The sequence below is a fragment of the Variovorax raffinosi genome (assembly GCF_051216615.1).
GTDB lineage: Bacteria > Pseudomonadota > Gammaproteobacteria > Burkholderiales > Burkholderiaceae_C > Variovorax.
In genome coordinates, this window is the sequence record NZ_JBPJZR010000007.1 from 41,105 (window position 1) to 63,096 (window position 21,992).

Here is a 21,992-nt window from a genome sequence, read left to right on the forward strand (position 1 = left end):
ACGACATGACCCGACAGCGCCACCTTCACCTCGGCCTGTGCGCGACCGCGCTCGGCGTTGCTGCATTGCTCGTGGCGTGCGCCAGTCGCGCGCCTGCACCGCATGCGCCACTGGCCGCTGCTCGCCCCGGCACGCTGCAGGCCTGCACCGACCTTGCCGCGCGTGCCGCGTTGCCGGGCACCGTCTACACCTCCGTCACCGATGTGCCTGCCGGCACCGTCACGGTCGGCGGCATCGCGATGGCCGCACCCGCGCACTGCCTCGTGCAGGGCCGCATGAACGAACGCACGAGCCCCGTCGACAACCAGCGCTACGCCATCGGCTTCGAGATGCGCCTGCCCGTCGCATGGAACGGCCGCTTCTTCTACCAGGCCAACGGCGGCCTCGATGGCGTGGTGGTGCCTGCGCTGGGCGGCATCGGTGGTGGCGGTCCGCGCAGCAGCGCGCTGCAGATGGGCTTTGCCGTCATCAGCGCCGATGCGGGCCATGCGGGTTCAATGGGTCCGCGCTTCGGGCTCGATCCGCAGGCGCGGCTCGACTACGGCTACAACGCGGTCGCGCAGCTCACGCCGATGGCGAAGAACCTGATCGCCAAGGCCTACGGCCGTGAACCGGACCGCTCGTACTTCGGCGGCTGCTCGAATGGCGGACGGCATGCGATGGTGGCGGCGGTGCGCTCGGCGGGGCAGTACGACGGCATCCTCGCGGGCGACCCCGGTTTCAATCTGCCGAAGGCGGCGGTGGCACAGCTCTACGGCGCGCAGCAGTACGCGGCCGTCGCGAGCGCGAAGACGTCCACCGGCCAACCCGACCTGCAGAGCGCCTTCACGCCGGCAGAGCTGAAGCTCGTGGCCGACAAAGTGCTGGAGCGCTGTGATGCGCTCGACGGACTGGCCGACGGCATCGTGTCGAACGTCAATGCCTGCCGCACGCGCTTTGACATCCAGGCCGCCGTGCCGACGTGTGCTGCGGGTACGCGCAACGGCCAGTGTCTCAGCGCACCGCAGAAGAATGCGCTGGCCAACGTGTTCAAGGGCGCACGCAACAGCGCGGGCCAGCCGATCTACAGCAGCTTCCCGTTCGACGCGGGCATCAGCGGCAGCAACTGGCGCGAGTGGAAGTTCGCGAGCCCGCCGACGCGCGATGCCGGTGCGATGGCCTTCATCTTCAGCACGCCGCCGCTGGCCGACCGGCCGCAGGGCCTGCCCTTCGCGCTGGGCTTCGACATGGACCGCGACGCACCGCGCATCGCGGCGATCGATGGCGTGTTCCGCGAATCGGCGCTGTCTTTCATGATACCACCCGATGCCGCGAACCTGAGCGCGTTGCGCGAGCGTGGCGGCCGGATGATCGTGTACCACGGCACCAGCGACCCGGTGTTCTCTTCGGACGACACGGCCACCTGGTACGAGCGCGTGCAGGCCGCAAATGGCGGCGATGCCTCTTCGTTCGCGCGCTACTTCCCGGTGCCCGGCATGAACCACTGCGCGGGCGGCCCGGCCACCGACCAGTTCGACATGCTGGGCGCGCTGGTCGACTGGGTCGAGCAGGGCAAGGCGCCCGCGTCCATCACCGCTTCCGCGCGCGGCGCGGGTTCACCGGTGCCCAACACCGAGGTGCCGGCCAACTGGTCGCCGCAACGCACACGACCGTTGTGCCCGTATCCGCAAGTCGCCACCTACACCGGCGGCGACACCGAGCGCGCCAGCAGCTTCGCCTGCAAGAGCCCCGCACCCTAGATTTTTCAAGAGCCCCGATGGACTACAAGCCCCGCCCCGAAGACGTCCGCTTTCTGCTGAACGCCGTGCTCGATGCGCCAACGCGCCTCGCTGCGCTCGCGCCCTTTGCCGAGGTCGACGAAGCCCTGCAGTCGCAGGTGCTCGAAGAGGCCGCGCGCTTCGTCGGCGAGGTGGTCGCACCGATCAATCGCGAGGGCGATGAAGTCGGCTGCCGATTCGCCAATGGCGAGGTGGTTTCGCCGCCGGGCTTTCGCGCGGCCTACCAGGCCTTTGTCGATGGCGGCTGGCCGGCGCTCTCGGCGGCCACCGAAGATGGCGGACAGGGCCTGCCCGCCGTGCTCGAAGCCGTGCTCTATGAATGGCTCGCGGGCGCGAACCACGGCCTCACGATGGCGCCGGGCCTGCTGCATGGCGCGTATGCCTGCCTCAAGCACCACGGCAGCGAGGAACTGAAGCGGCGCTATCTGCAGAAGATCGCGACTGGCGAATGGCTGGCCACCATGTGCCTGACCGAAGCGCACGCGGGCAGCGACCTGGGGCAGGTGCGCACGCGCGCCGCGCCACAAGCCGACGGCAGCCTGCGCGTGAGCGGCAGCAAGATCTTTATCTCCGGCGGCGAGCACGACCTGACGCCGGACATCGTGCACCTCGTGCTGTGCCGGTTGCCGGATGCGCCGGCCGGCCCCAAGGGCCTGTCGCTGGTGCTCGTGCCCAAGTTGCTGCCCGACGGCACGCGCAATGCGGTGCACTGCGAACGCATCGAAGAGAAGATGGGCCTGCACGGCAGTCCGACCTGCACGATGCGCTTCGACGAAGCCACCGGCTGGCTGGTGGGTGAACCGGGCCGGGGCCTGGCTGCGATGTTCGTGATGATGAATTCGGCGCGCCTGCATGTGGCGCTGCAGGGCATCGGCCTGCTCGATGCCGCCTGGCAGAAGGCCGACGTCTATGCAGCCGAGCGCCGCCAGATGCGCGCACCCGGTCCCGTGCCCGCGAGCCGGGGCGGCGAGCCTGCCGACCTGATCGGCGAGCATCCCGCGATCCGCCGCATCCTCGACACGCAGCGCGCCTGGATCGATGGCGCGCGCACCCTTGCCTACCGCAGCGCGCTGATGCTCGACATCGCCGCGCACGACGCCGACCCCAAGGCCCGCGAGCGCGCGCAGCGCTGGTGCTCGCTGGTCACGCCGGTGCTGAAGGCGGCGTGCACGCAGCAGGCCTTTCAGGGCGCGAGCGAATGCCTGCAGGTGTTCGGCGGCCACGGCTATGTGCGCGAATGGGGCATCGAGCAGGTGGTGCGCGATGCGCGCGTGACCATGATCTACGAGGGCACCAACGAGATCCAGGCCATCGACCTGCTGGTGCGCAAGGTGCTGCCCGATGGCGGCACCGCCATGTCGGCGGTGCTGCTCGAATTGCGCGACACGCTCGATGCCTCGCGCGAGGCCGATGCCGACGTGCAGCGCCGGCTGGCGCAGTTGCGCTACCTGGGCACCACCGTGGCGATGGCCGCACATGCCAACCCCGTGCTGCCATATGAAGTGGCCGACGACTACCTGCGCGTGGTGGTGCTCACGATGATGGCCTGGGCCTGGGCACGCATCGAGGTGGCCGACGAAGCGACCGCCCCGAATGACCCGGGCCGCGCCATGCGGACACGGGCAGCAGCGGCCTTCCGGCGCTGGGTGCTGCCCGAGTTCGAGATGCGCCTGGGCATCGTCAAGCGGGCCTGCGAAACCGTGGCCCTGACGCACTCGGCAGGAACGACGAAAGCTGCCGGTGTCGCGCAATAGGCATCCAGCGACCGCGCGGGCGGTTACGCTCTTGCCATGCGCCCTTCAACGAAACCCGTCCCCGCGAAAGGCGAGCTGACCGCGGCGCCGCAAGGCAAGTCCGACCGGCTCGACGCGAGCATGCTCGAAACCCTGGTCGGCTACAACGCCCGTCGCGCCTGGCTGATCGTCAGCGATCTCTTTGCAGAGCGCATGGCGCCCTATGGGCTCAAGCAGATCGACTTTTCGGTGCTGTCACTGCTGGCGCACAACCCGGGTGCCACCTCGCGGCAGTTGTGCAACACGCTCGACATCCTGCCGCCCAACCTCGTGAGCCTGGTGGCCACGCTGGACAGCCGGGGCCTGATCGAGCGCCGCCCGCACCCGCACGACGGCCGCGCGGTCGGGCTGCACCTCACGCCGGCCGGTGAAACACTGATCCAGGAAGCCGAGCAGGCCGTGGTGCAGCTCGAAGCCGATGCCAGCGCCAAGCTCACGGCGCGCGAGCGCGAGACGCTCATCAAGCTGCTGCAGAAGATCTACCTGTAGCCAACGCGGTCAAAGGCCGCGCTCGACCATGTCGATCAGGCGCTGGCCGAGCGAATGGACAGCGGCGGCATCGGTGCCGCGCAAGGGCCCATCGATGACGAGCAGCGCCAGGCCATGCACGGCCGACCATGCGAAGTATTCAGCGTCGGGGCGGCGCGCCGGATCGAGCACGCCCGCATCCACCAGCCGGTCGATGGCCGCGCCGAGCAACTGGAAGGAGTCGAGCCCGCTGGCACCGGCCCTTGCCGGACCCAGCTCGCCATTGCCCTCGTCGGAAATCACGAACGCCGTGCGGAACAGGCCGGGCTCGGCCTGCGCGAACCGCAGGTAGGCGGTGCCGATGGCGCGCACCTGCGCCCGCGCAAAGTCGGCGGGCGGCTGGTCGCAGGGCAGCACCGCCAGTTCTTTTTCCATTGCGCTGGCAGCGGCAGACAGGGCCGCTTCGCGCACCGCCAGCAGCAGTTCCTGCCGGCTGCCGAAATGGCGGTACGCCGCGTTCGGCACCACGCCCACGCGCCGCGTGGCTTCGCGCAGCACCACAGCGTCCGGGCCGCCATCGCGGGCCAATTCAATGCCTGCGTCCAGCAGCGCACGGCGCAGATCGCCGTGGCGATAAGTGCTGCGGGCGGCGGGCAGGCCGGCGGGGACGTTGTTGAGCTTCATTGCCTCTCCATGTGGACACTGTCCATTATCTCTGTTATTCTTTGTGGACGGTGTACACAAAGTAATCCGATTGTTTGCGGCCTGAGACACCGGAGGCCATCCCCACACCTCTTCGCCAAAGGAAACGCCATGAAAGTCCAGTCTTACCTCTCGTTCGAGGGCCGTTGCGACGAAGCCCTCGCCTTCTACAAGAAGGCGCTCGGCGCCGAAGTCGTCCAGCTGATGCGCTACAGCGAAGCGCCGGCCGAAGGCGCCCCCGGCAACAACGCCGAAGCCGGCTGCGCCGGTGCCGCCCCTGCACCCGACAAGGTGATGCACGCGGTCGTTCGCATCGGCGAAACCGAGCTGATGGCCTCCGACGGCCGCTGCTCCGGCCAGCCCGAGTTCAAGGGCGTGATGCTGGCGCTCACCGCCAAGACCGATGCCGAAGCGCACAAGTGGTTCGATGCGCTGGCCAACGGCGGCCAGGTGATGCAGCCGCTGATCCCGACCTTCTTCACCTCCAGCTTCGGCATGCTCAGCGACCGCTTCGGCGTAGGCTGGCTGCTGGTAGTCAACGCCGACTGATGCGGCCCTTCGGCCATCCCACTGCCTGACCCTGCCTTCGGAGTTTTTTCATGCTCAAGAAAATCGCCCTTGTCGTCCTCGCGCTGATCGCCGTGCTGCTCATCTACGCCGCCACCCGGCCCGACACCTTCCGCGTGGAACGCACCGCGCGCATCCAGGCACCGGCCGAGAAGATCTTTCCGCTGATCGACGACTTCCATCGCTGGGGCGCATGGTCGCCCTACGAAAAGCTCGACCCCGACATGAAGCGCACCTTCGGCGGCAGCGCCAGCGGCAAGGGCGCCACCTATGCCTGGGACAGCAAGGGCAAGGCAGGCGCGGGCCGCATGGAAATCGCAGAGTCATCGCCTTCCTCGAAGATCGCGATCAACCTCGACTTCACCAGCCCCATGGAAGGCCACAACCTGGCGGAGTTCACGCTGCAGCCGCAAGGCGATGCCACGCAGGTCACCTGGTCGATGCAGGGCAAGAGCCCCTACGTCGCCAAGCTGATGGGCATCTTCTTCAACATGGACCAGATGATCGGCAAGGATTTCGAGGCCGGCCTTGCCAACCTCAAGACCGCGACAGAAAAGTAGACCGGCCCACTCGACGCGCATCCACGCAACCCACATCCACTCACCTCGAAGGAAACCTCACCATGTCCCCCATTCACGCTTACCTCACGTTCGACGGCAATGCAGCAGAGGCCATGCGCTTCTACGAGAAGACACTCGGCGGCAAGATGCACATGATGATGACCATGGGCGAAGCGCCCGGTGCCGAGCAGTTCCCGCCCGGCGCGGCGAGTCGCATCATGCATGCGGCGCTGACCTACGGCGACGGCATGCTGATGGCCTCCGACACCATGCCCGGCCAGCCCTATGAAGGCATGAAGGGCTTCGGCGTGGCGCTGACCATCGAGACCGTGGCCGACGCGCAGCGCGTGTTCAACGCATTCGCCGACGGCGGCAACGTCACGATGCCTTTCGGCAAGACCTTCTGGGTCGAGGCCTTCGGCATGGTGACCGACCGCTTCGGCACGCCCTGGCTGATCAACGGCGGCAAGCCGCTGGTCTGACCCTTTCACTTTTTCTTTTCGCGCCTCCTGGAGACCACCTCCCATGACCGACACACTCGACGGCCGCAAGCGCTGGCTCGCATTGATGGTTCTTTGCCTCGGCGTCCTGATGATCGTGCTCGACACCACCATCGTGAACGTGGCATTGCCTTCTATCCGTACCGACCTGGGCTTCACCGAAACCTCGTTGGTCTGGGTGGTGAATGCCTACATGCTGACCTTCGGCGGCTTCCTGCTGCTGGGCGGCCGGCTCGGTGACCTGTACGGCCACCGCAAGCTCTTCCTGATCGGCCTCGTTCTGTTCACGCTCGCCTCGCTGGCCTGCGGCATCGCCAACTCGCAGGTGCTGCTGGTCACGGCGCGCGCGGTGCAGGGGCTGGGCGGCGCGGTGGTCTCCGCCGTGTCGCTCTCGCTGATCATGAATCTCTTCACCGAGCCGGCCGAGCGCGCCAAGGCGATGGGCGTCTACGGCTTTGTCTGCGCCGGCGGCGGCAGCATCGGCGTGCTGCTCGGCGGCCTGCTCACGAGCACGCTGAGCTGGCACTGGATCTTTCTCGTGAACCTGCCGATCGGCATTGCCGTGTACGCACTGTGCGTGGCGTTGTTGCCCAACGCGCGCGGCCAGGCGCATGGCGAAAAGCTCGACGTGGCCGGCGCGGTCACCGTCACGCTGTCGCTCATGCTGGCGGTGTATGGCGTGGTCAACGGCAACGAGGCCGGCTGGGGCTCCACGCAAACGGTGAGCCTGCTCGGCGCGGCCGTCGTGCTGCTGGCCGTGTTCATCACCATCGAGGCGCGCGTGCAGCATCCGCTGATGCCGCTGGGCCTGTTCCGCCTGCGCAGCGTGTCGGTGGCGAACGTGGTGGGCGTGCTCTGGGCCGCGGCCATGTTCGCGTGGTTCTTCATCTCCGCGCTCTACATGCAGCTGGTGTTGAACTACACGCCGATGCAGATCGGGCTGGCCTTCCTGCCGGCCAACGTGATCATGGCGGTGTTCTCGCTGGGCCTGTCGGCCAAGCTGGTGATGCGCTTCGGCATCCGCCGGCCGCTCGCGGCCGGGCTGTGGCTCGCGGCCATCGGCCTGGCGCTGTTCGCGCGCGCGCCGGTCAACGGCAACTTCGTGACCGATGTGCTGCCCGGCATGATGCTGCTGGGCCTGGGCGCCGGCATGGCGTTCAACCCGATGCTGCTGGCGGCCATGAGCGAGGTCGATCCGGCCGATTCGGGCCTGGCCTCGGGCGTGGTCAACACCGCCTTCATGATGGGCGGCGCGCTGGGCCTGGCCGTGCTGGCCAGCGCCGCGGCGGCACGCACCGGCTCCATGGAAGCGGCCGGCGCGCAGATGCCGCTGGCGCTCACCGGTGGCTACAACCTTGCGTTTCTTGTCGGCGCCGTATTCGCGGCGGTGGCAGGTCTGATCGGGGTCTTGCTGCTTCGCACCGCTTCGCCGGGGCAAATGCAGAACAACGAAGAAACGGCAACCCCAGGCACGGCGGGCGAAACGGCGGCGTCGTGAACGCGACGCCATGCCAACGCCCGTGTTTTTTCTTCAACGCTTCTATTCAATGTTCAGGAGATCACCCATGGCTCGCTATGTGGACGGATTCATCGTTGCCATTCCCACCAAAAATGTCGAGGCCTATCGCAAGCTGGCACGCAAGGCCGGCAAGGTCTGGATGGAGTACGGCGCACTCGAATACGTGGAGTGCATTGCCGACGACGTGAAGCCCGGCAAGCTCACATCGTTCCCGCAAAGCGTGAAGCTGAAGGCCGACGAGACAGTGGCCTTCTCGTGGATCACCTACAAATCGCGCAAGCACCGCGACACGGTGAACGCGAAGGTCATGGCAGACCCGCGCATCACATCGATGGACCCAAAGACCATGCCCTTCGATGCCAAGCGGATGATCTACGGCGGCTTCACATCCATCGTCGAACTCTGAGCTTGCGCAGCACCGGCCTCAAGCTCAGGCGATGAACCCGTCGTACACGAGCTTGAGGCCCGTGAGCAACATGCCCAGGTACACGAAGCGATAGAACCAGGTCGCATCGATGCGGCGTGCAATGCGAATGCCGACCCACACGCCGAAGGGCGCAATCGGCATCAGCACCAGCGAGGTGGCCAGCGTGCGAAAGTCGAGCAGCCCGAGCCACGCATAGGGAATCCACTTGCTGAGATTCACCACGAAGAAGAAGTAGGCCATCGTCGCGGTGAACACCACCGGTGTGAGCCGCAGCGGAATCACGTAAGCATTGACCGGCGGCCCGCCCGCATGGGCAATGAAGCTGGTGAAGCCCGATACGGTCGTCAGCACCGCCCCCACCCCGCGCGAAGGCAACGGGTCATTGGGCTTGGGCGGAAACAGCAGGCGTTGCGCAAGAAACAGCAGCGTGAACACGCCGACGATGCCCGCCACCGAGTGCGGCGACAGCATGCGAAACAGCAGCGTGCCGATCACCGTGCCCAGCAGCCCGAACGGGATCAGGAACTTCAGCAGCGAGCGGTCGAAGTCACGCCGGAATGCGGCCAGGCCCAGCAGATCCATCAGCAGCAACAGCGGCATGAGGATCGCGGCGGCCTGCGGCACCGTGACCGCCAGCGCCATCATCGGCACAGCGAGCGACCCGAAGCCGGCGCCAAAGCCGCTCTTGCTGATGCCGAGCAGCAGCACGGCGGGAATGGCGACCGCATAGAAATGCGGATCGGTGATGAGGGGAAAGGCCATGGGAATGAAGAGCGCAGAAAAAAGCCCGCCGTGGCGGCAGGCTTGGCGAGCGTAGCAGGCCTGGGGCGGGTTTGCAGCGCGTTGTTCAGGGCGACACTCACGCCGACACGGTGCTCTTTTTCGCGAATGTCCCCCGCTTCGCTCCTCCTTTATTTCGCGAAAAAGAGCCCCGTATCGACGTGAGCGCTCAGAGCACTGGTTGATCGGCCGCAAACGCAGAGCGTGTCCACGTGCGAATGACACCAGGTGCTCCCCGCAGCGAAATAAAGGAGGAGCGAAGCGGGGGACATTCGCGGAGGGGAGCTCCTGGTGTCATTCGCACCCGCCCTGAACAGCAACGCCCAACACCCCAAGACAACCAATTCAGGCAGTCTGCACCTCGGGGTTCAGCACAAAGTCAAAGTCAAGCCGCCACCGCCCGTTGTCCTGCAACGTCCAAGGCGCCACCAGCGACTGGCGCACCGCGAACACCGCGTCGGAATCGAGCCACTGGTCCCCCTCGCGGAACACATGGGTGATGAGCCGCTCGTAGCCCGGCGCCTCGATCTTGAAGTGCAGATGCGCGGGCCGCCACGGATGGCGTTCGGTTGCACGCAGCAGGTCGCCCACCGGCCCGTCGACCGGGATCGGATAGGCCTCGGCCAGCACGCTGCGAAAGTGCAGCGAACCGTCGGATGCGGTGCGCAGGCGGCCACGGTTCTCGGCGTGGTCCAGGCCTTCGAGCTGCACGTCGTAGTGCCCGCCCTCGTCGGCCTGCCACACGTCGACCACCGCACTGGGCACTGGCTCGCCGCCAAGGCCGCGCACCGTCGCATGCACGTCGCAAGGGGCACCGATGGCACCGTTGGCCACGTCGGCGCCGTTTTCGTATTCGGGCGCGCCCTCGAAGTAGAACGGGCCGAACACGGTGGCTTCGGTGCAGCCGGCCGGCTTGTCGTTGTTCATCGCGATGGTCAGCATCGACAGGCCCAGCACGTCCGACAGCAGGATGAACTCCTGGCGCTTGTCGTCGCACTTCTGGCCGGTGGCCGTGAGGAACTGAATGCCCTGGAACCACTCGGCCTCGGTCAGCTTCACCTCGCGCGCGAAGGCATGCAGGTGCTGCACCAGGCTGGTCATGATCTCGTGCAGGCGCGGGTCGGGCGTGTCGGCAAAGCGCGCGAGCACGGCTTGCGTGATGTTGTCCTGGTTGAGGTTGCGCATCGTGGCGTCTCCTGTTGTCTTGTCGATACGGCGCACTGTAGGCCGCACCTCCTCGCGCTGAAAGCACCAGGGTGCAAATGATTTTTTCGCCCAGCGGAACGGTCGCGGACGGGCGCGCCTGCGAAGAGGGACCAGGGCGACACGAACACGAACGGTTCGACGTGCCGCGAGGCCGCGCCCCCTCGACTCAACTGCTCTGCCGCACCATCAACTCGAAGCCCAGGTCCACCGTGCGCTCGGCCACCGCTTCCTCGCGCATCAACGCCAGCAGCATGGAGGCCGCGCGCTCACCGATCGCCTGGCGCGGCGTGCGCACCGTGGTCAGCGGCGGCAGCATCTGGTCGCTGCCGCCCAGGTCGTTGAAGCCGGCGATCGCCACGCGCTGCGGCACCGGCACGCCGCCACGCAGCGCGGCGAGCAACGCGCCCTGGGCGAGGTCGTCGTTGCAATAGAAGATGGCGTCCACGTCGGGATGGCGCGCGAGCAGGTCCTCGAATTGCCGGCCGCCCAGCGCGATGGAAGTCGGCCCCGGCACCAGCAGCTCGAGCGCCGGATCGTGGCAGCCGGCCGCGCGCAGCGCCTCGCGATAGCCCTCCAGCCGCAGCATCACGCGCGGATCGAGCTGGCCCGCGGCATAGGCGATGCGCCGGCGGCCGCGCTGCAGCAGGTGCTGCACGATGGCACGGCCCGCGTCCTGCTGCGAGAACCCCACGCTGTGGATGCCGGGCGCGGTCGAGGTTTCCATCAGGTGCACGCAGGGCGCGTCGCTGCGCTCGAGCATCCGCAAGGCGGCGGCGCTGCGGTCGAAGCCGGTGAGCAGCACGCCCGCCGGCCGCTGCGAGAGGTAGCTGCGCAGCAGCGCCTCTTCTTGCGCCGGGTCGTAGTGGGTCACGCCGATGAGCGACTGAAAACCGTGCGGCGCCAGCGCGTCCTGCACCGCTTCGAGCAACTCCACGAAGAGCTGGTTGGTCAGCGACGGGATCAGCACCGCCACGTGCGAGCTGCGCGCCGAAGCCAGCGCGCGCGCCGCCACGTTGGGCACGTAGCCGAGCTGGTCGACCGCCGCCTGCACGCGAGCCTGCAGGTCGGGCGACACATTGCGCGCGCCGCGCAGGGCGCGCGACACCGTGATCGGGCTGACGCCTGACACACGGGCCACGTCATCGAGCGTAACGTGGCTGGAGGAACGGGAGCGAGGGCGCTCGGGGGCGTCGGCCATGGTCGATGAGGTCTAAGGGTTAGTACCAAGATTGGATTGGACAGCGCTGTCCTAGGATAGCGCTGTCCAGCCTCCTGGCCGATTCGGAGAAACCCGAGCGCGCCAAAGAGCTGGTTTTTTTGGATTGTGCGGGATAGCGCTATCCCATTCATCGATCACCGGCCGCCCTCGCAGCGCCCGGATTCAGGAGACACACATGTTCGGAATGAGCAAAGAGGTTTTTCTGCTCGTCGACGCCCTGGTGGCGATCCTCGGGCTGATCCTTCTGATCACGCGCTGGCGCGTGCACCCCTTCATCGCGCTGACGCTGGCCGCGGGCTTCCTGGGCCTGACCTCCGGCATGCCGGTGGAGCTGGTGATGAAGTCCTTCCAGGACGGCTTCGGCGGCGTGCTGGGCTTCGTGGGCATCGTGCTCGGCCTGGGCACCATGCTCGGCAAGATGATGGCCGAGTCGGGCGGTGCCGACCGCATCGCGCGCACGCTGATCGACGCCTTCGGCAAGGAGCGCGTGCATTGGGCCATGATGTTCGCGGCCTTCCTGGTCGGCATTCCGCTGTTCTTCGAGATCGGCTTCGTGCTGCTCATTCCGCTGGTGTTCATCGTGGCGCGGCGCACCGGCGTGTCGCTGATCCGCATCGGCATTCCGCTCCTGGCGGGCCTGTCGGTGGTGCACGGCCTCGTGCCGCCGCACCCGGGGCCACTGCTGGCCATCGGCGTGTTCGGCGCCGACATCGGCAAGACCATCTTCTACGGCCTCATCGTCGGCCTGCCCACCGCGATGATCGCGGGCCCGATCTTCGGCAAGTTCATCTCGAAGTACGTGCCGGGCGAGGCCTCGCCCGAGCTGCTGGAGCAACTGGCGCGCGAACCCGAGGCACGCGAGCTGCCGGGCTTCGGCATCACGCTGGTCACGGTGCTGCTGCCGGTGGCGCTGATGCTGCTGAAAACCTTCGCCGACGTGGCGCTGGACGAAAAGAACATCGTGCGCCTGTGGATGGACTTCATCGGCCACCCGATCACCGCGCTGCTGGCGGCGTTGCTGCTGTCGCTCTACACCTTCGGCTATGCGCGCGGCTTCACCAGCAAACAGATCATGAAGTTCGTCGACGACAGCCTGGCGCCCACCGCAGCCATCGTGCTGATCATCGGCGCGGGCGGTGGCTTCAAGCAGATGCTGGTGGCCAGCGGCGTGGGCAACGCGATCGGTCAGATGGCGCTGCATGCGCAGGTCTCGCCGATCCTGCTGGCGTGGCTCGTTGCGGGGGTGATCCGCATCGCCACCGGCTCGGCCACGGTCGCCACCATCACCGGCGCGGGCATCGTCGCGCCGCTCGCCACCATGGTGCCGGGCGTGAACCGCGAGCTGCTGGTGCTGGCCACGGGCGCGGGGTCGCTGATTCTTTCGCACGTCAACGACGCGGGCTTCTGGCTGGTCAAGCAATACTTCAACATGACGGTGGCCGAGACCTTCAAGACCTGGACGGTGATGGAAACGCTGATCTCGGTCGTGGCCATCGTGCTCATCATGCTGCTGAGCATGGTCGTCTGAAGGTGACCGCATGAACAAGATCGCATAAGCGAAGGAGACCGAAGCCATGGGCCGCATCGTCATCGGGGTCGATATCGGAACCACCAGCACCAAGGCGGTGGCTTTCACGCCGGCCGGGCGCGTGCTGTCGCACGACACGGTCGAATACCCGCTGCTGCAGCCCGAGGCCGGCGCCGCCGAGCAAGACCCGGAGCTGATCTTCCAGGCGGTGCTCACCACCATCGCCGGCTGCGTGAAGGAGAGCAAGGCGGCGCCCGCCGACGTGCTCGCCGTGTCGTTCAGCGCGGCGATGCACAGCCTGATCCTGATCGACGCCGCGGGCAAGCCGCTCACGCGCAGCATCACCTGGGCCGACCACCGCGCGTCGGCGTGGGCCGAGCGCATCCGCGACGAATGGGGCGGCGACGCGATCTACCGCCGCACCGGCACGCCGATCCATCCGATGTCGCCGCTGGCCAAGCTGGTGTGGCTGCGCCACGAGCGCGCCGAACTCTTCGCCAGTGCGGCGCGCTTCGTCGGCATCAAGGAATACGTGTTCTTCCGGCTCTTCGGCCAGTGGCAGGTCGACCATTCGATCGCCTCGGCCACGGGGCTCTTCAACATCGAGCAGCTCGACTGGGACGAAGGCGCGCTCGCGCTCGCCGGCGTGCGCGCCGACCAGTTGCCGCGCCCGGTGCCGACCACCTGGCACATCGAGGGCCTTGCAGCCGACGTCGCGGCGCAACTGGGCCTGTCGCGCGACACGCCCTTCGTCATCGGCGCCAACGACGGCGTGCTCTCCAACCTCGGCGTAAACGCAGTGGCGCCCGGCGAAGTGGCCGTGACCATCGGCACCAGCGGCGCGATGCGCACCGTGGTCGACCACCCGATGACCGACCCCGAAGGCCGCACCTTCTGCTATGCGCTGGCCGAGCGTCGCTGGGTGGTGGGCGGACCGGTGAACAACGGCGGCATCATCCTGCGCTGGGTGCGCGACGAGTTCGCCTCGGCCGAAGCCGAGACCGCCAAGCGACTGGGCATCGACACCTACGAGGTGCTCACGCGCATCGCCGAACGCGTGTCGGCCGGCTCCGAAGGGCTGGTGTTCCACCCCTTCCTCACCGGCGAACGCGCGCCCTACTGGAACGCCGACCTGCGCGGCTCTTTCTTCGGGCTGGGCATCCATCACCGCAAGGAACACATGATCCGCGCGGTGCTCGAAGGCGTGATCTTCAACCTGTACAGCATCCTGCCGGCGGTCGAGTCGATCGCGGGGCGCAGCGCGCACATCAAGGCCACCGGCGGCTTCGCGCGCTCGGGCATGTGGCGCCAGATGATGGCCGACGTGTTCGACCGCGAGGTGGTCGTGCCCGAGAGCTTCGAAAGCTCCTGCCTCGGCGCCGCGGTGCTCGGGCTCTATGCGCTGGGCCATGTCGATTCGCTCGACGTGGTGGCGCGCATGGTCGGCGCCACGCACCGCCACACGCCCAACGCCAAGAACGCCGCGCTCTACCGGCAGTTGTTGCCGGTCTACCTCTCGCTGCCGCGCAAGCTCAGTGAGGAATACCGGCTGCTGGCCGCGTTCCAGCAGCAGACGGCGGTGCCGCAGCCGCCGCGCAAAAGCTGACACCCTTCCCCTTCGACCGATTGATGTTGATGCCCGCTGGAGAACTGGTCTTGCTGAACACGATGCCATTGGCCTCCATGCCCATCTCCCGCCCGTATGCGAAGGCCGCGTTGCGCATGCCACGCGGTCCGCACGGCATCGACCCGGTTGCATGGCGCGGACCCGTGCCCGCCGCGACCGTCCGGGCCGACGCGCTCGATTCCAGCGCCACGGTCCACTGCGAAACGGCCGCCGCGTTCTCGGCTCGCAGGCACGATCCCGCGAGCTGCCTGCACGACCATGAGCTGCATCTGATCGGCACCCTGCCCGCGCGCCTGCGCCTGGGCGGCGGCGCGGACGAAGAGACGCACAGCTTCGCGCCAGGCACCGTCGTGCTTCTCGGCCCCCGGTTGCCGCGCAGCCTCGCGTTCGAGCATCGCGCGCCGCCTTTCGGCACCCCGGATGGCCTGGTGCTGCGCTTCAGCGACGAACCACTGCGCCGCGGCATGGCCCTTTTTCCCGAACTCGGCGACGTCGGGCCGCTGCTGGCCCGCGCGCGGCAGGGTGTGCAGTTCGTCGGACTGGGCGCGGACACGCGCGCGCGGCTGCGCCGCATCGAGACGCTGAACGGCCTCGCGCGCTTCGCCGAATTCACCGCGCTGTTGAACGAGCTTGCGCAATGGACCGACTACCGCCTGCTCGCCGGCGCCGTTCTCGCCGATGAATGTTTCGACGAGAGCGGTCGTGCCCTGCGCATGCACAAGGCCCTGGACCACATCCGCGACAACTACGCCGACGAACTCTCGCTCGCCGAGGTCGGCGCGATCGTCGGCATGCGCGAGAACGCCTTTTCGCGCTGCTTTCGCCGCACCACCGGCCAGACCTTCACCGACTTCGTGATCGGCCTGCGCGTGGCGAAGGCCTGCCGCCTGCTGGCGTCGACGCGGCAGCAGGTGAGCAGCATCTGCTATGAGGTGGGGTTCAACAACATCTCGAATTTCAACCGGCATTTCCGACGGATCAAGGGAATGACGCCGGGGGAATTTCGCGCGGGTTGCTTGCGGGCCGTTGGCTGAAGGGCGCGAGGGGGCGCTGTGCGTGCGTGTGGATCTGCGATCCGTCCGCCGAGATAGGGCATCGTGGTCGGCACGACGGCCAGGCGCATCGCCAACGACCCGCCCCATAAAATCGAGCGCTCGCGAACGTCGGGGTGCGGCGGCCAATCCCCGCCGACGGCACGACAGAAGAAAAGCCCCGGAGACACCACCATGGACCGCTGGACCGAAATCGCACTGCTGGTGCAGATCGCCGATGCCGGCAGCCTGAGCCGCGCGGCCGAGGCGCTGGGGTTGTCGAACGCCGCCGCGAGCCGCCACCTGAGCGCGCTCGAAGCCCGCCTGGGCGCGCGGCTGGTGGAGCGCAACACGCGCCGCTTGTACCTGACCGACACCGGCCGCGAGTTCTGCGGCCGCGCCCGCACCATCCTGGCCGATCTGTCCGATGCCGAATCGACGGTGAACGCGACCGCGCTCAACCCCACGGGCACGTTGCGCATCACGGCGTCGCTGTCGTTCTCGATCCATCACATCGCGCCGCTGCTGCGCGAGTACACGCAGCGTTACCCGGGCGTGACGGTGCATGTGGAGGCGGCCAACCGCTACTTCGACCTGATCGACAACAACATCGACGTGGCGATCCGCACGCGCGAGTTCGAGCCCGATTCGAACGTGACGATCCGCCGGCTGGGCGAGACGCGGCGCATCCTCGCGGCCTCGCCGCGCTACTTTGCGCAGCATGGTTTTCCAAAGACGCTGGACGAGCTGAAGCAGCACAAGCTCCTGATCTACACCCACGCCAACAACCCGAACGAGCTGCGCTTCAGCCGCAAGGGCGAGACGCACACGGTGTCGGTCAGCGGGTTGCTCGAATCGAACGACGGCCAGGTGCTGCGCGCCGCCGCGCTCGACGGCATGGGCATCCTGGTGCAGCCGACCTACATCGTCTACGAGGACATCGTGGCCGGCCGGCTGGTGCCCACGCTGGACGACTGGGACTTGCCGCACCTGACGATCAACCTGGCGTACCCGAGCCGCAAGCACCTGTCGGCGAAGGTGCGCAGCTTCATCGACTTCATGGCGGCGCATTTCCAGAAGATGGACTACGAGCGCAAGTGGACTGGGCACTTCGGCACGCACTAGAGGTTTGTCGCTGTCTCGGGTGCGGGTTCATTCAGGGCGGGTGCGAATGACACCGGGTGCTCCCCTCCGCGAATGTCCCCCGGGGCGCTGCGCGCCCCTCCTCCTTTATTTCGCTGCGGGGAGCACCCGGCGTCATTCGCACAAGGGCACGCTGCTGGTGAACCACTGATCCACAACCGCTCTGTCCAGCGCTCGCGCCGATACGGGGCTCTTTTTCGCGAAATAAAGGAGGAGCGAAGCGGGGGACATTCGCGAAAAAGAGCACCGTGTCGGCGTGAGCGTCGCCCTGAACTGATGAACAGCAGCGCCCCAAAGCAGGACCGCAGACACACAACCAAGGCGGTATTTCAAGAAAAGGTGCGTAAACGCACATCCCGGCAGAAGACAGCTCCGCACACTGGAACCGCAACCGCCGCACTCCGCGACGGCCCCTCCCTTTTCAAGTTTCCAAGGATCTGCCATGAACACCCAGGCCGCAACCGCCAACACCCCGCGTGCGCCGATCGCATCGCCGCTGTCCACCAACATCAACACCGACGACGCCGGCAAACTGCTGCTTCGCGTGAGCGTCGGCTTCCTGGTGCTGCTGCACGGCGTCTTCAAGCTGTCGGCCGGCGTGGGCTTCATCGGCGGCATGCTGGCCAAGGCCGGACTGCCGAGCGGCCTGGCCTACCTCGTGTTCATCGGTGAAATCGTCGCCCCGCTGCTGATGATGGCCGGCCTGTTCACGCGTGCCGCCGCCGGCGTGGTGGTCATCAACATGATCGTGGCCTTCGGCCTCGTGCACATGGCCGACCTGTTCGCGCTGACCAAGCAAGGCGGCTGGGCGCTCGAGTTGCAGGGCCTGTACCTGTTCGGCGCGCTGACCGTGGTGCTGCTGGGCGCCGGCCGGTTCAGCGTCGGCGGAACGAACGGCCGCTGGAACTGATTAACTGATTTTGCGGCTCAACCGGCGTCGCCCCTGACCTGCGAAACCATCAGCTCCAGGCGGGCGGCGTCGGCCACCACCAGGGCCTTGCCGTCCTTGCGCAGCACGCCGCTGCGCACCAGCACATTGAGTTCGCGCGTGACCTGCTCGCGGTTGGTGCTGATCTGGCTGGCCAGCGCCGCATGCTTGGGCGCGGGCTCCAGCCGGGCCTCGTTGTTGTCGACCCCCGCGACACGCGCCAGGCGCAGCAGTTCGGCATGCAGCCGGTTCTGCACGCCGAGGGTGCTCAGGTCGATCACGCGCTCGGAGAGTTGCCGCACCAGGGACGCCAGGCGCTGCATCACGCGCTCGGCCACCAGCGGCTCGTCGCGCAGCAGGGCCATGAAGGCGGGGCGGTCGAGGCTGGCGACCACGCTGGGTTCGAGCGTGACCACGTCGGCGGAACGCGGGCCGCCGTCGATGGCGGCAATGTCGCCGAAATGCTCGCCGGCTTCGGAATCGCGGAAGGTGACCTGCCGGCCGTTGGCCGAATAGGTCGTCACCCGCACGCGGCCGGAGACCAGCAGGAACACCTCGCCCTGCTGCTCGGCGCGCAGCAGCAAGGGCTTGCCGGCCTCCACGCTGTGCCACAGGCACTGCCGGGCCAGCAGGTCCAGGCGCTGGTCGGAGAGGCCTTCGAGCAGCGCGATCTGGCGCAGCGCAAGGCTGGAGCGGGGAGAGTTTGGAGGTGTGGCCATGCCGGTCGGTAGGGGCGCGCGCATTATGCTCGGGTGCCGCTTCGAACCCGTTCATGGACAGACGTTCCCCTCCAACCCCTCATTCCCCTTTTTCGCTGAGACCGCCGACACGGCGCAACCTGCGCTGGGCGAGCGGGCTGGTGCTGATGGCCTACATCACGGCGCACCTGCTGAACCATTCGCTGGGCATCTATTCCTTTGCCGCGGCCGAAACCGTGTTGCGGGGCGTGCAGCTCTTCTGGCACAGCCTGCCGGGCACGCTGCTGCTGTACGGCGCCGCCGCCACGCACCTGGCGTTGGCCGTCGTCGCACTGTGGGAGCGCCGCACCCTGCGCATGCCGCCGCTCGAAGGCCTGCGCGTGCTGCTGGGCTTCGCGCTGCCGCTGCTGCTGGTCAAGCACCTGACCGCCATGCGCGGCGCCTACCTGGCCTATGGCATCGACGGTTCTTATGTGCGCGTCGTCTGGGGGCTGTGGGACTGGCCGGGCGCCGCCGCGCAGCTCGGGATGATGCTCGCGGCCTGGACGCACGGCTGCCTGGGCCTGCATTTCGCGCTGCGCGCGCAGCCGGCCTACCGGCGCTTTTCTTATGTGCTGCTGGCCGTGGCGGTGCTGCTGCCGGTAACGGCCGCGATGGGCTTCGTTTCCATGGGCCGCGAGTTCCAGTGGACCGGCGTGCCGCAGGTGACCGTGCCGACGGCCGCGCAGGGCAAGGCGCTCGGCGCGGCGGAAGACGGCATCAAGTGGTTCTACGGGCTGGCGCTGCTCACCCTGCTGGCGGCCCGCTGGGGACGCAGCTGGTTTGCGCGCCTGTCGCGCCAGCCGTCCGTGGCCTTGCGCTACCCGGACCGCACGGTGCAGGTTCCGCTCGGCTGGAGCGTGCTGGAAGCAAGCCGCTCGCACGGCATCGACCATGTGTCGATCTGCGGCGGACGCGCGCGCTGCTCCACCTGTCGCGTGCGCGTGATCGGCCCCGCCGCGCACATCGGCATGCCGGGCCGTGACGAGCAGCGCACGCTCGAACGCGTGCGCGCACCGGGCGACGTGCGGCTGGCCTGCCAGTTGCGCCCGCGCGGCGACATCGAGGTCACGCCGCTGTTCGCGCCGCTGCCCAACGAAGGCCGGCCCGCGCCGGTCGGAAGCTTCGGGCGCGAGCACGACGTGGCGATCCTGTTCGTCGACCTGCGCCGCTGGTCGGGCCTGTCCGAGCGCCAGTGGCCGTTCGACCTGGCCTATGTGCTCGACCGCTACTTCGCCACCGTCGGCGCGGCCGTGCGCGAAGCCGGCGGCGTGCCGAACCAGTTCATCGGCGACAGCGTGATGGCGATCTTCGGGCTGGAGACCGACCTGCCCACCGCATGCAAGCAGGCATTGCATGCGACCACGCTGATCGCCCAGCGCATGGACGCATGGAGCGAAGGCTTCGAGGCCCAGTTCGGCCAGCGGCTGGACTTCGGCATGGGCCTGCATGCGGGGCGCGCGGCGGTGGGCGAAGTGGGCTACCAGGAGACCACCACCTTCACCGCCATCGGCGAAGTGGTCAACACCGCGAGCCGCCTGCAAGACCACTCGAAGACGGCTGCATCGCGCCTTGTCGTCTCGCTGTTCGCGGCCGAGCAGGCGGGTGTGGCAGGCACCATGGGCCGGGCGGAAACGCTCACCGTGCGCGGGCGCTCCGAGCCCCTTCAAGTGCTGTATCCGCAGCCCGCGAACCTTTCCGCGTAATCGACGAAAGCGGTGCGCAAACGCACAGCGCCAAACGCGCGGCAGTTTCAAACTGCATGCGTGGCAACGACGAATGTCCGCCGACCACACCGTCACTCGAAGGGACTTTCATCATGAACACCAAGCAACTCATCGCCCTGTCCGCAGCCGCATTCGCCATGCTGGGCGCCGCAGGTGCCGCACACGCCGAAACCTATGAAGGCGTGCAATCGATCACCTCGCAGGCCAGCCGCGCCGATGTGCGCGCCCAGGCCGTGGCGGCCGCACGCAGCGACAACCCCTATGCAGAAGGCGCCAACGCCGGCCCGGCCCCGACCATCGTGTCGTCCACGAGCCGCGCCGCGGTCCGCGCAGAAGCCGTTGCCGCCGCGCACAGCGACAACCCGTACGCCGAAGCCGCTTCGTCGGGTGTCGCGCCCATGGTGGCCAGCACCATCGACCGCGCCACGGTGCGTGCCGCCGCCCGCGCTGCCGCTCGCGGCGATGCACTGCCGCTGTAATCGGTTCGCGGCGACCGCCCGCTTCGGCGGGCCCGCACAACCAGGCCGGCCCTTGCGAAAGCGGGGCCGGCTTTTTCTTTCATGCACGCCGGGCAATGGCCTTCGCCCGCCAGTCGGGCGCCAGGAAGCAGCGGCTCAGGGCCGCACACCTTCCCACGCGTTCTGCAGCAAGGCACGGATCGCATCGCGCTCCAGCGGGCGCGGATTGGGGTACTGGTTCTTGAGCGCGTGTGCGCAGGCCAGGTCGAGGTCCGATTCCTTCATGCCGATGTCGCGCAGCGCGACCGGGGCGCCGTTGTCGCGTGCCAGGTCGTACACGGCCTGTGCGGCGTTGCCTGCGCCCAGTGCCTTCGCGATGCGCGCCATGGCTTCAGGCGCCGCCGCCGCGTTGTAGGCCAGCGCATGCGGCAGCACGATGGTGTGGGTCTCGGCATGCGGCAGGTTGAAGCTGCCGCCCAGCGTGTGGCACAGCTTGTGGTGCAGCGCCATGCCGACATTGCCGAGCACGGTGCCGCACAGCCAGGCGCCGTACAGCGCATCGCTGCGCGCGCCCGGGTCCTTCGCTGATGCGCGGATCGCCGGCAAGGCGCGGCCCAGCGCGGCAATGCCCTCTTGCGCCATCAGGTCCATGATCGGATTCGCGTCGGTGGCATAGAGCCCTTCGGCCGCATGCGCGATGGCGTTGATGCCGCTGGTCACGCTCATGCCCACGGGCAGGCTGGCCGACAGCTCGGGGTCGTAGATCACGGTGCGCGGCAGCACCCTGAAGTCTTTGCCTGTCTTCTTCATGCCGGCTTCGGTGATGCCGTAGATCGGCGTCATCTCGGAGCCGGCGTAGGTGGTCGGTATCGCAAGGATCGGCAGGCCCGAGTCGAGCGCGATGGCCTTGCCCAGCCCGGTGGTCGAACCACCGCCGATGGCCACGGCGCAATCGGCGCCCAGGCGTTGCGCCACCTCCCGTGCTTCACGCGCGGTCTCGATGGGCACATGCATCACGGCCCGGTCGAACACGCCGGCCGCGTGCGCGCCCAGCATGTCGGCGATGCGCTCGGCCTGCGGGCGCTGCTCGGGCGTGGAGAGCACCAGTGCGCGCTTGGCGCCCAGTGCATCGATCTCGCGCGCCAGGTGCTGCAGCGAACCCGCACCGAAAACCACCCGCTGGGGCACGCTGTTGTAGACGAAGGGTTGGACGGACATCGCTTGATCTTTCCTCAGGGACTCGCAGCCAGGAAGGGGACGCCTGCGCCGCAGGATACGACGGGCGCGAGTGTCC

General features: G+C 67.8%; 21 protein-coding genes. 15 read left to right on the forward strand and 6 right to left on the reverse strand.

What is annotated here, in order from left to right; all coding sequences use genetic code 11:
* Window positions 1-5: 5 nt before the first annotated feature.
* The 3 genes from ACSFB7_RS20780 to ACSFB7_RS20790 are packed head-to-tail and all read left to right on the forward strand — an operon-like array spanning window position 6 to window position 4,060.
* Window positions 6-1,739, forward strand: coding sequence for a tannase/feruloyl esterase family alpha/beta hydrolase (locus ACSFB7_RS20780; protein ID WP_435473491.1), 1,734 nt, complete (start codon window positions 6-8; stop codon window positions 1,737-1,739).
* Between the two features lie 17 nt (window positions 1,740-1,756).
* Entirely contained in the window at window positions 1,757-3,532 is a 1,776-nt protein-coding gene (locus tag ACSFB7_RS20785) for an acyl-CoA dehydrogenase family protein (protein WP_435473493.1), read from the forward strand.
* Window positions 3,533-3,568: 36 nt separating this feature from the next.
* Window positions 3,569-4,060: a MarR family winged helix-turn-helix transcriptional regulator gene (locus ACSFB7_RS20790; RefSeq protein ID WP_435473495.1), complete on the forward strand. Its 492-nt coding sequence runs from the start codon at window positions 3,569-3,571 to the stop codon at window positions 4,058-4,060.
* Window positions 4,061-4,069: 9 nt separating this feature from the next.
* Here ACSFB7_RS20790 and ACSFB7_RS20795 read toward each other — a convergent pair whose 3' ends face one another.
* Entirely contained in the window at window positions 4,070-4,723 is a 654-nt protein-coding gene (locus tag ACSFB7_RS20795) for a TetR/AcrR family transcriptional regulator (RefSeq protein ID WP_435473497.1), read from the reverse strand.
* A gap of 129 nt (window positions 4,724-4,852) precedes the next feature.
* Between ACSFB7_RS20795 and ACSFB7_RS20800 the strand changes: the two genes are divergently transcribed.
* The 5 genes from ACSFB7_RS20800 to ACSFB7_RS20820 all read left to right on the forward strand — a co-directional run bounded on the left by ACSFB7_RS20800 (window position 4,853) and on the right by ACSFB7_RS20820 (window position 8,293).
* Window positions 4,853-5,290 (forward strand): VOC family protein, encoded by a 438-nt coding sequence (locus tag ACSFB7_RS20800; protein WP_435473499.1) that lies wholly within the window; start codon window positions 4,853-4,855, stop codon window positions 5,288-5,290.
* Between the two features lie 50 nt (window positions 5,291-5,340).
* Window positions 5,341-5,868, forward strand: a complete 528-nt coding sequence (locus ACSFB7_RS20805) for an SRPBCC family protein (RefSeq protein WP_435473501.1) — start codon at window positions 5,341-5,343, stop codon at window positions 5,866-5,868.
* A gap of 62 nt (window positions 5,869-5,930) precedes the next feature.
* Window positions 5,931-6,350 carry a VOC family protein gene (locus ACSFB7_RS20810; protein WP_435473503.1) on the forward strand — a complete coding sequence of 140 codons (420 nt, stop codon included), beginning with the start codon at window positions 5,931-5,933 and terminating at the stop codon, window positions 6,348-6,350.
* Between the two features lie 43 nt (window positions 6,351-6,393).
* Window positions 6,394-7,866, forward strand: a complete 1,473-nt coding sequence (locus ACSFB7_RS20815; RefSeq protein WP_435473505.1) for a DHA2 family efflux MFS transporter permease subunit — start codon at window positions 6,394-6,396, stop codon at window positions 7,864-7,866.
* Window positions 7,867-7,933: 67 nt separating this feature from the next.
* Window positions 7,934-8,293: a DUF1428 domain-containing protein gene (locus ACSFB7_RS20820; RefSeq protein WP_435473507.1), complete on the forward strand. Its 360-nt coding sequence runs from the start codon at window positions 7,934-7,936 to the stop codon at window positions 8,291-8,293.
* A 24-nt stretch (window positions 8,294-8,317) separates the two neighbouring features.
* Here ACSFB7_RS20820 and ACSFB7_RS20825 read toward each other — a convergent pair whose 3' ends face one another.
* The 3 genes from ACSFB7_RS20825 to gntR all read right to left on the reverse strand — a co-directional run bounded on the left by ACSFB7_RS20825 (window position 8,318) and on the right by gntR (window position 11,498).
* Window positions 8,318-9,076 (reverse strand): sulfite exporter TauE/SafE family protein, encoded by a 759-nt coding sequence (locus ACSFB7_RS20825; RefSeq protein ID WP_435473509.1) that lies wholly within the window; start codon window positions 9,074-9,076, stop codon window positions 8,318-8,320.
* A 363-nt stretch (window positions 9,077-9,439) separates the two neighbouring features.
* Window positions 9,440-10,279 (reverse strand): intradiol ring-cleavage dioxygenase, encoded by an 840-nt coding sequence (locus ACSFB7_RS20830; protein ID WP_435473511.1) that lies wholly within the window; start codon window positions 10,277-10,279, stop codon window positions 9,440-9,442.
* Between the two features lie 187 nt (window positions 10,280-10,466).
* Entirely contained in the window at window positions 10,467-11,498 is a 1,032-nt protein-coding gene (gene gntR, locus ACSFB7_RS20835; protein WP_435473513.1) for an HTH-type transcriptional regulator GntR, read from the reverse strand.
* Window positions 11,499-11,694: 196 nt separating this feature from the next.
* Between gntR and ACSFB7_RS20840 the strand changes: the two genes are divergently transcribed.
* From ACSFB7_RS20840 to ACSFB7_RS20860, 5 genes are all read left to right on the forward strand, one after another.
* Window positions 11,695-13,047, forward strand: coding sequence for a GntP family permease (locus ACSFB7_RS20840; RefSeq protein WP_435473515.1), 1,353 nt, complete (start codon window positions 11,695-11,697; stop codon window positions 13,045-13,047).
* 46 nt (window positions 13,048-13,093) lie between these two features.
* Entirely contained in the window at window positions 13,094-14,653 is a 1,560-nt protein-coding gene (gene gntK, locus ACSFB7_RS20845) for a gluconokinase (protein WP_435473517.1), read from the forward strand.
* 164 nt (window positions 14,654-14,817) lie between these two features.
* Entirely contained in the window at window positions 14,818-15,708 is an 891-nt protein-coding gene (locus ACSFB7_RS20850; RefSeq protein WP_435473519.1) for a helix-turn-helix domain-containing protein, read from the forward strand.
* 192 nt (window positions 15,709-15,900) lie between these two features.
* A complete protein-coding gene (locus tag ACSFB7_RS20855; RefSeq protein WP_093246775.1) occupies window positions 15,901-16,830 on the forward strand; it encodes a LysR family transcriptional regulator in 930 nt (309 codons plus the stop codon).
* Between the two features lie 460 nt (window positions 16,831-17,290).
* Window positions 17,291-17,758: a DoxX family protein gene (locus ACSFB7_RS20860; protein ID WP_435473521.1), complete on the forward strand. Its 468-nt coding sequence runs from the start codon at window positions 17,291-17,293 to the stop codon at window positions 17,756-17,758.
* 17 nt (window positions 17,759-17,775) lie between these two features.
* On the opposite strand, the gene ACSFB7_RS20865 is transcribed toward ACSFB7_RS20860, so the two are convergent.
* Complete coding sequence (locus ACSFB7_RS20865; RefSeq protein ID WP_435473523.1) at window positions 17,776-18,519, reverse strand: Crp/Fnr family transcriptional regulator; 744 nt, start codon at window positions 18,517-18,519, stop codon at window positions 17,776-17,778.
* Window positions 18,520-18,548: 29 nt separating this feature from the next.
* On the opposite strand from ACSFB7_RS20865, the gene ACSFB7_RS20870 reads away from it, so the two are divergent.
* Complete coding sequence (locus ACSFB7_RS20870) at window positions 18,549-20,219, forward strand: adenylate/guanylate cyclase domain-containing protein (RefSeq protein ID WP_435473525.1); 1,671 nt, start codon at window positions 18,549-18,551, stop codon at window positions 20,217-20,219.
* 113 nt (window positions 20,220-20,332) lie between these two features.
* The gene (locus tag ACSFB7_RS20875; RefSeq protein WP_435473527.1) at window positions 20,333-20,719 is read left to right on the forward strand and encodes a helicase SNF2; all 387 of its coding nucleotides are present in this window, start codon (window positions 20,333-20,335) and stop codon (window positions 20,717-20,719) included.
* A gap of 135 nt (window positions 20,720-20,854) precedes the next feature.
* On the opposite strand, the gene ACSFB7_RS20880 is transcribed toward ACSFB7_RS20875, so the two are convergent.
* A complete protein-coding gene (locus ACSFB7_RS20880) occupies window positions 20,855-21,916 on the reverse strand; it encodes a maleylacetate reductase (RefSeq protein WP_435473529.1) in 1,062 nt (353 codons plus the stop codon).
* Window positions 21,917-21,992: the final 76 nt, after the last annotated feature.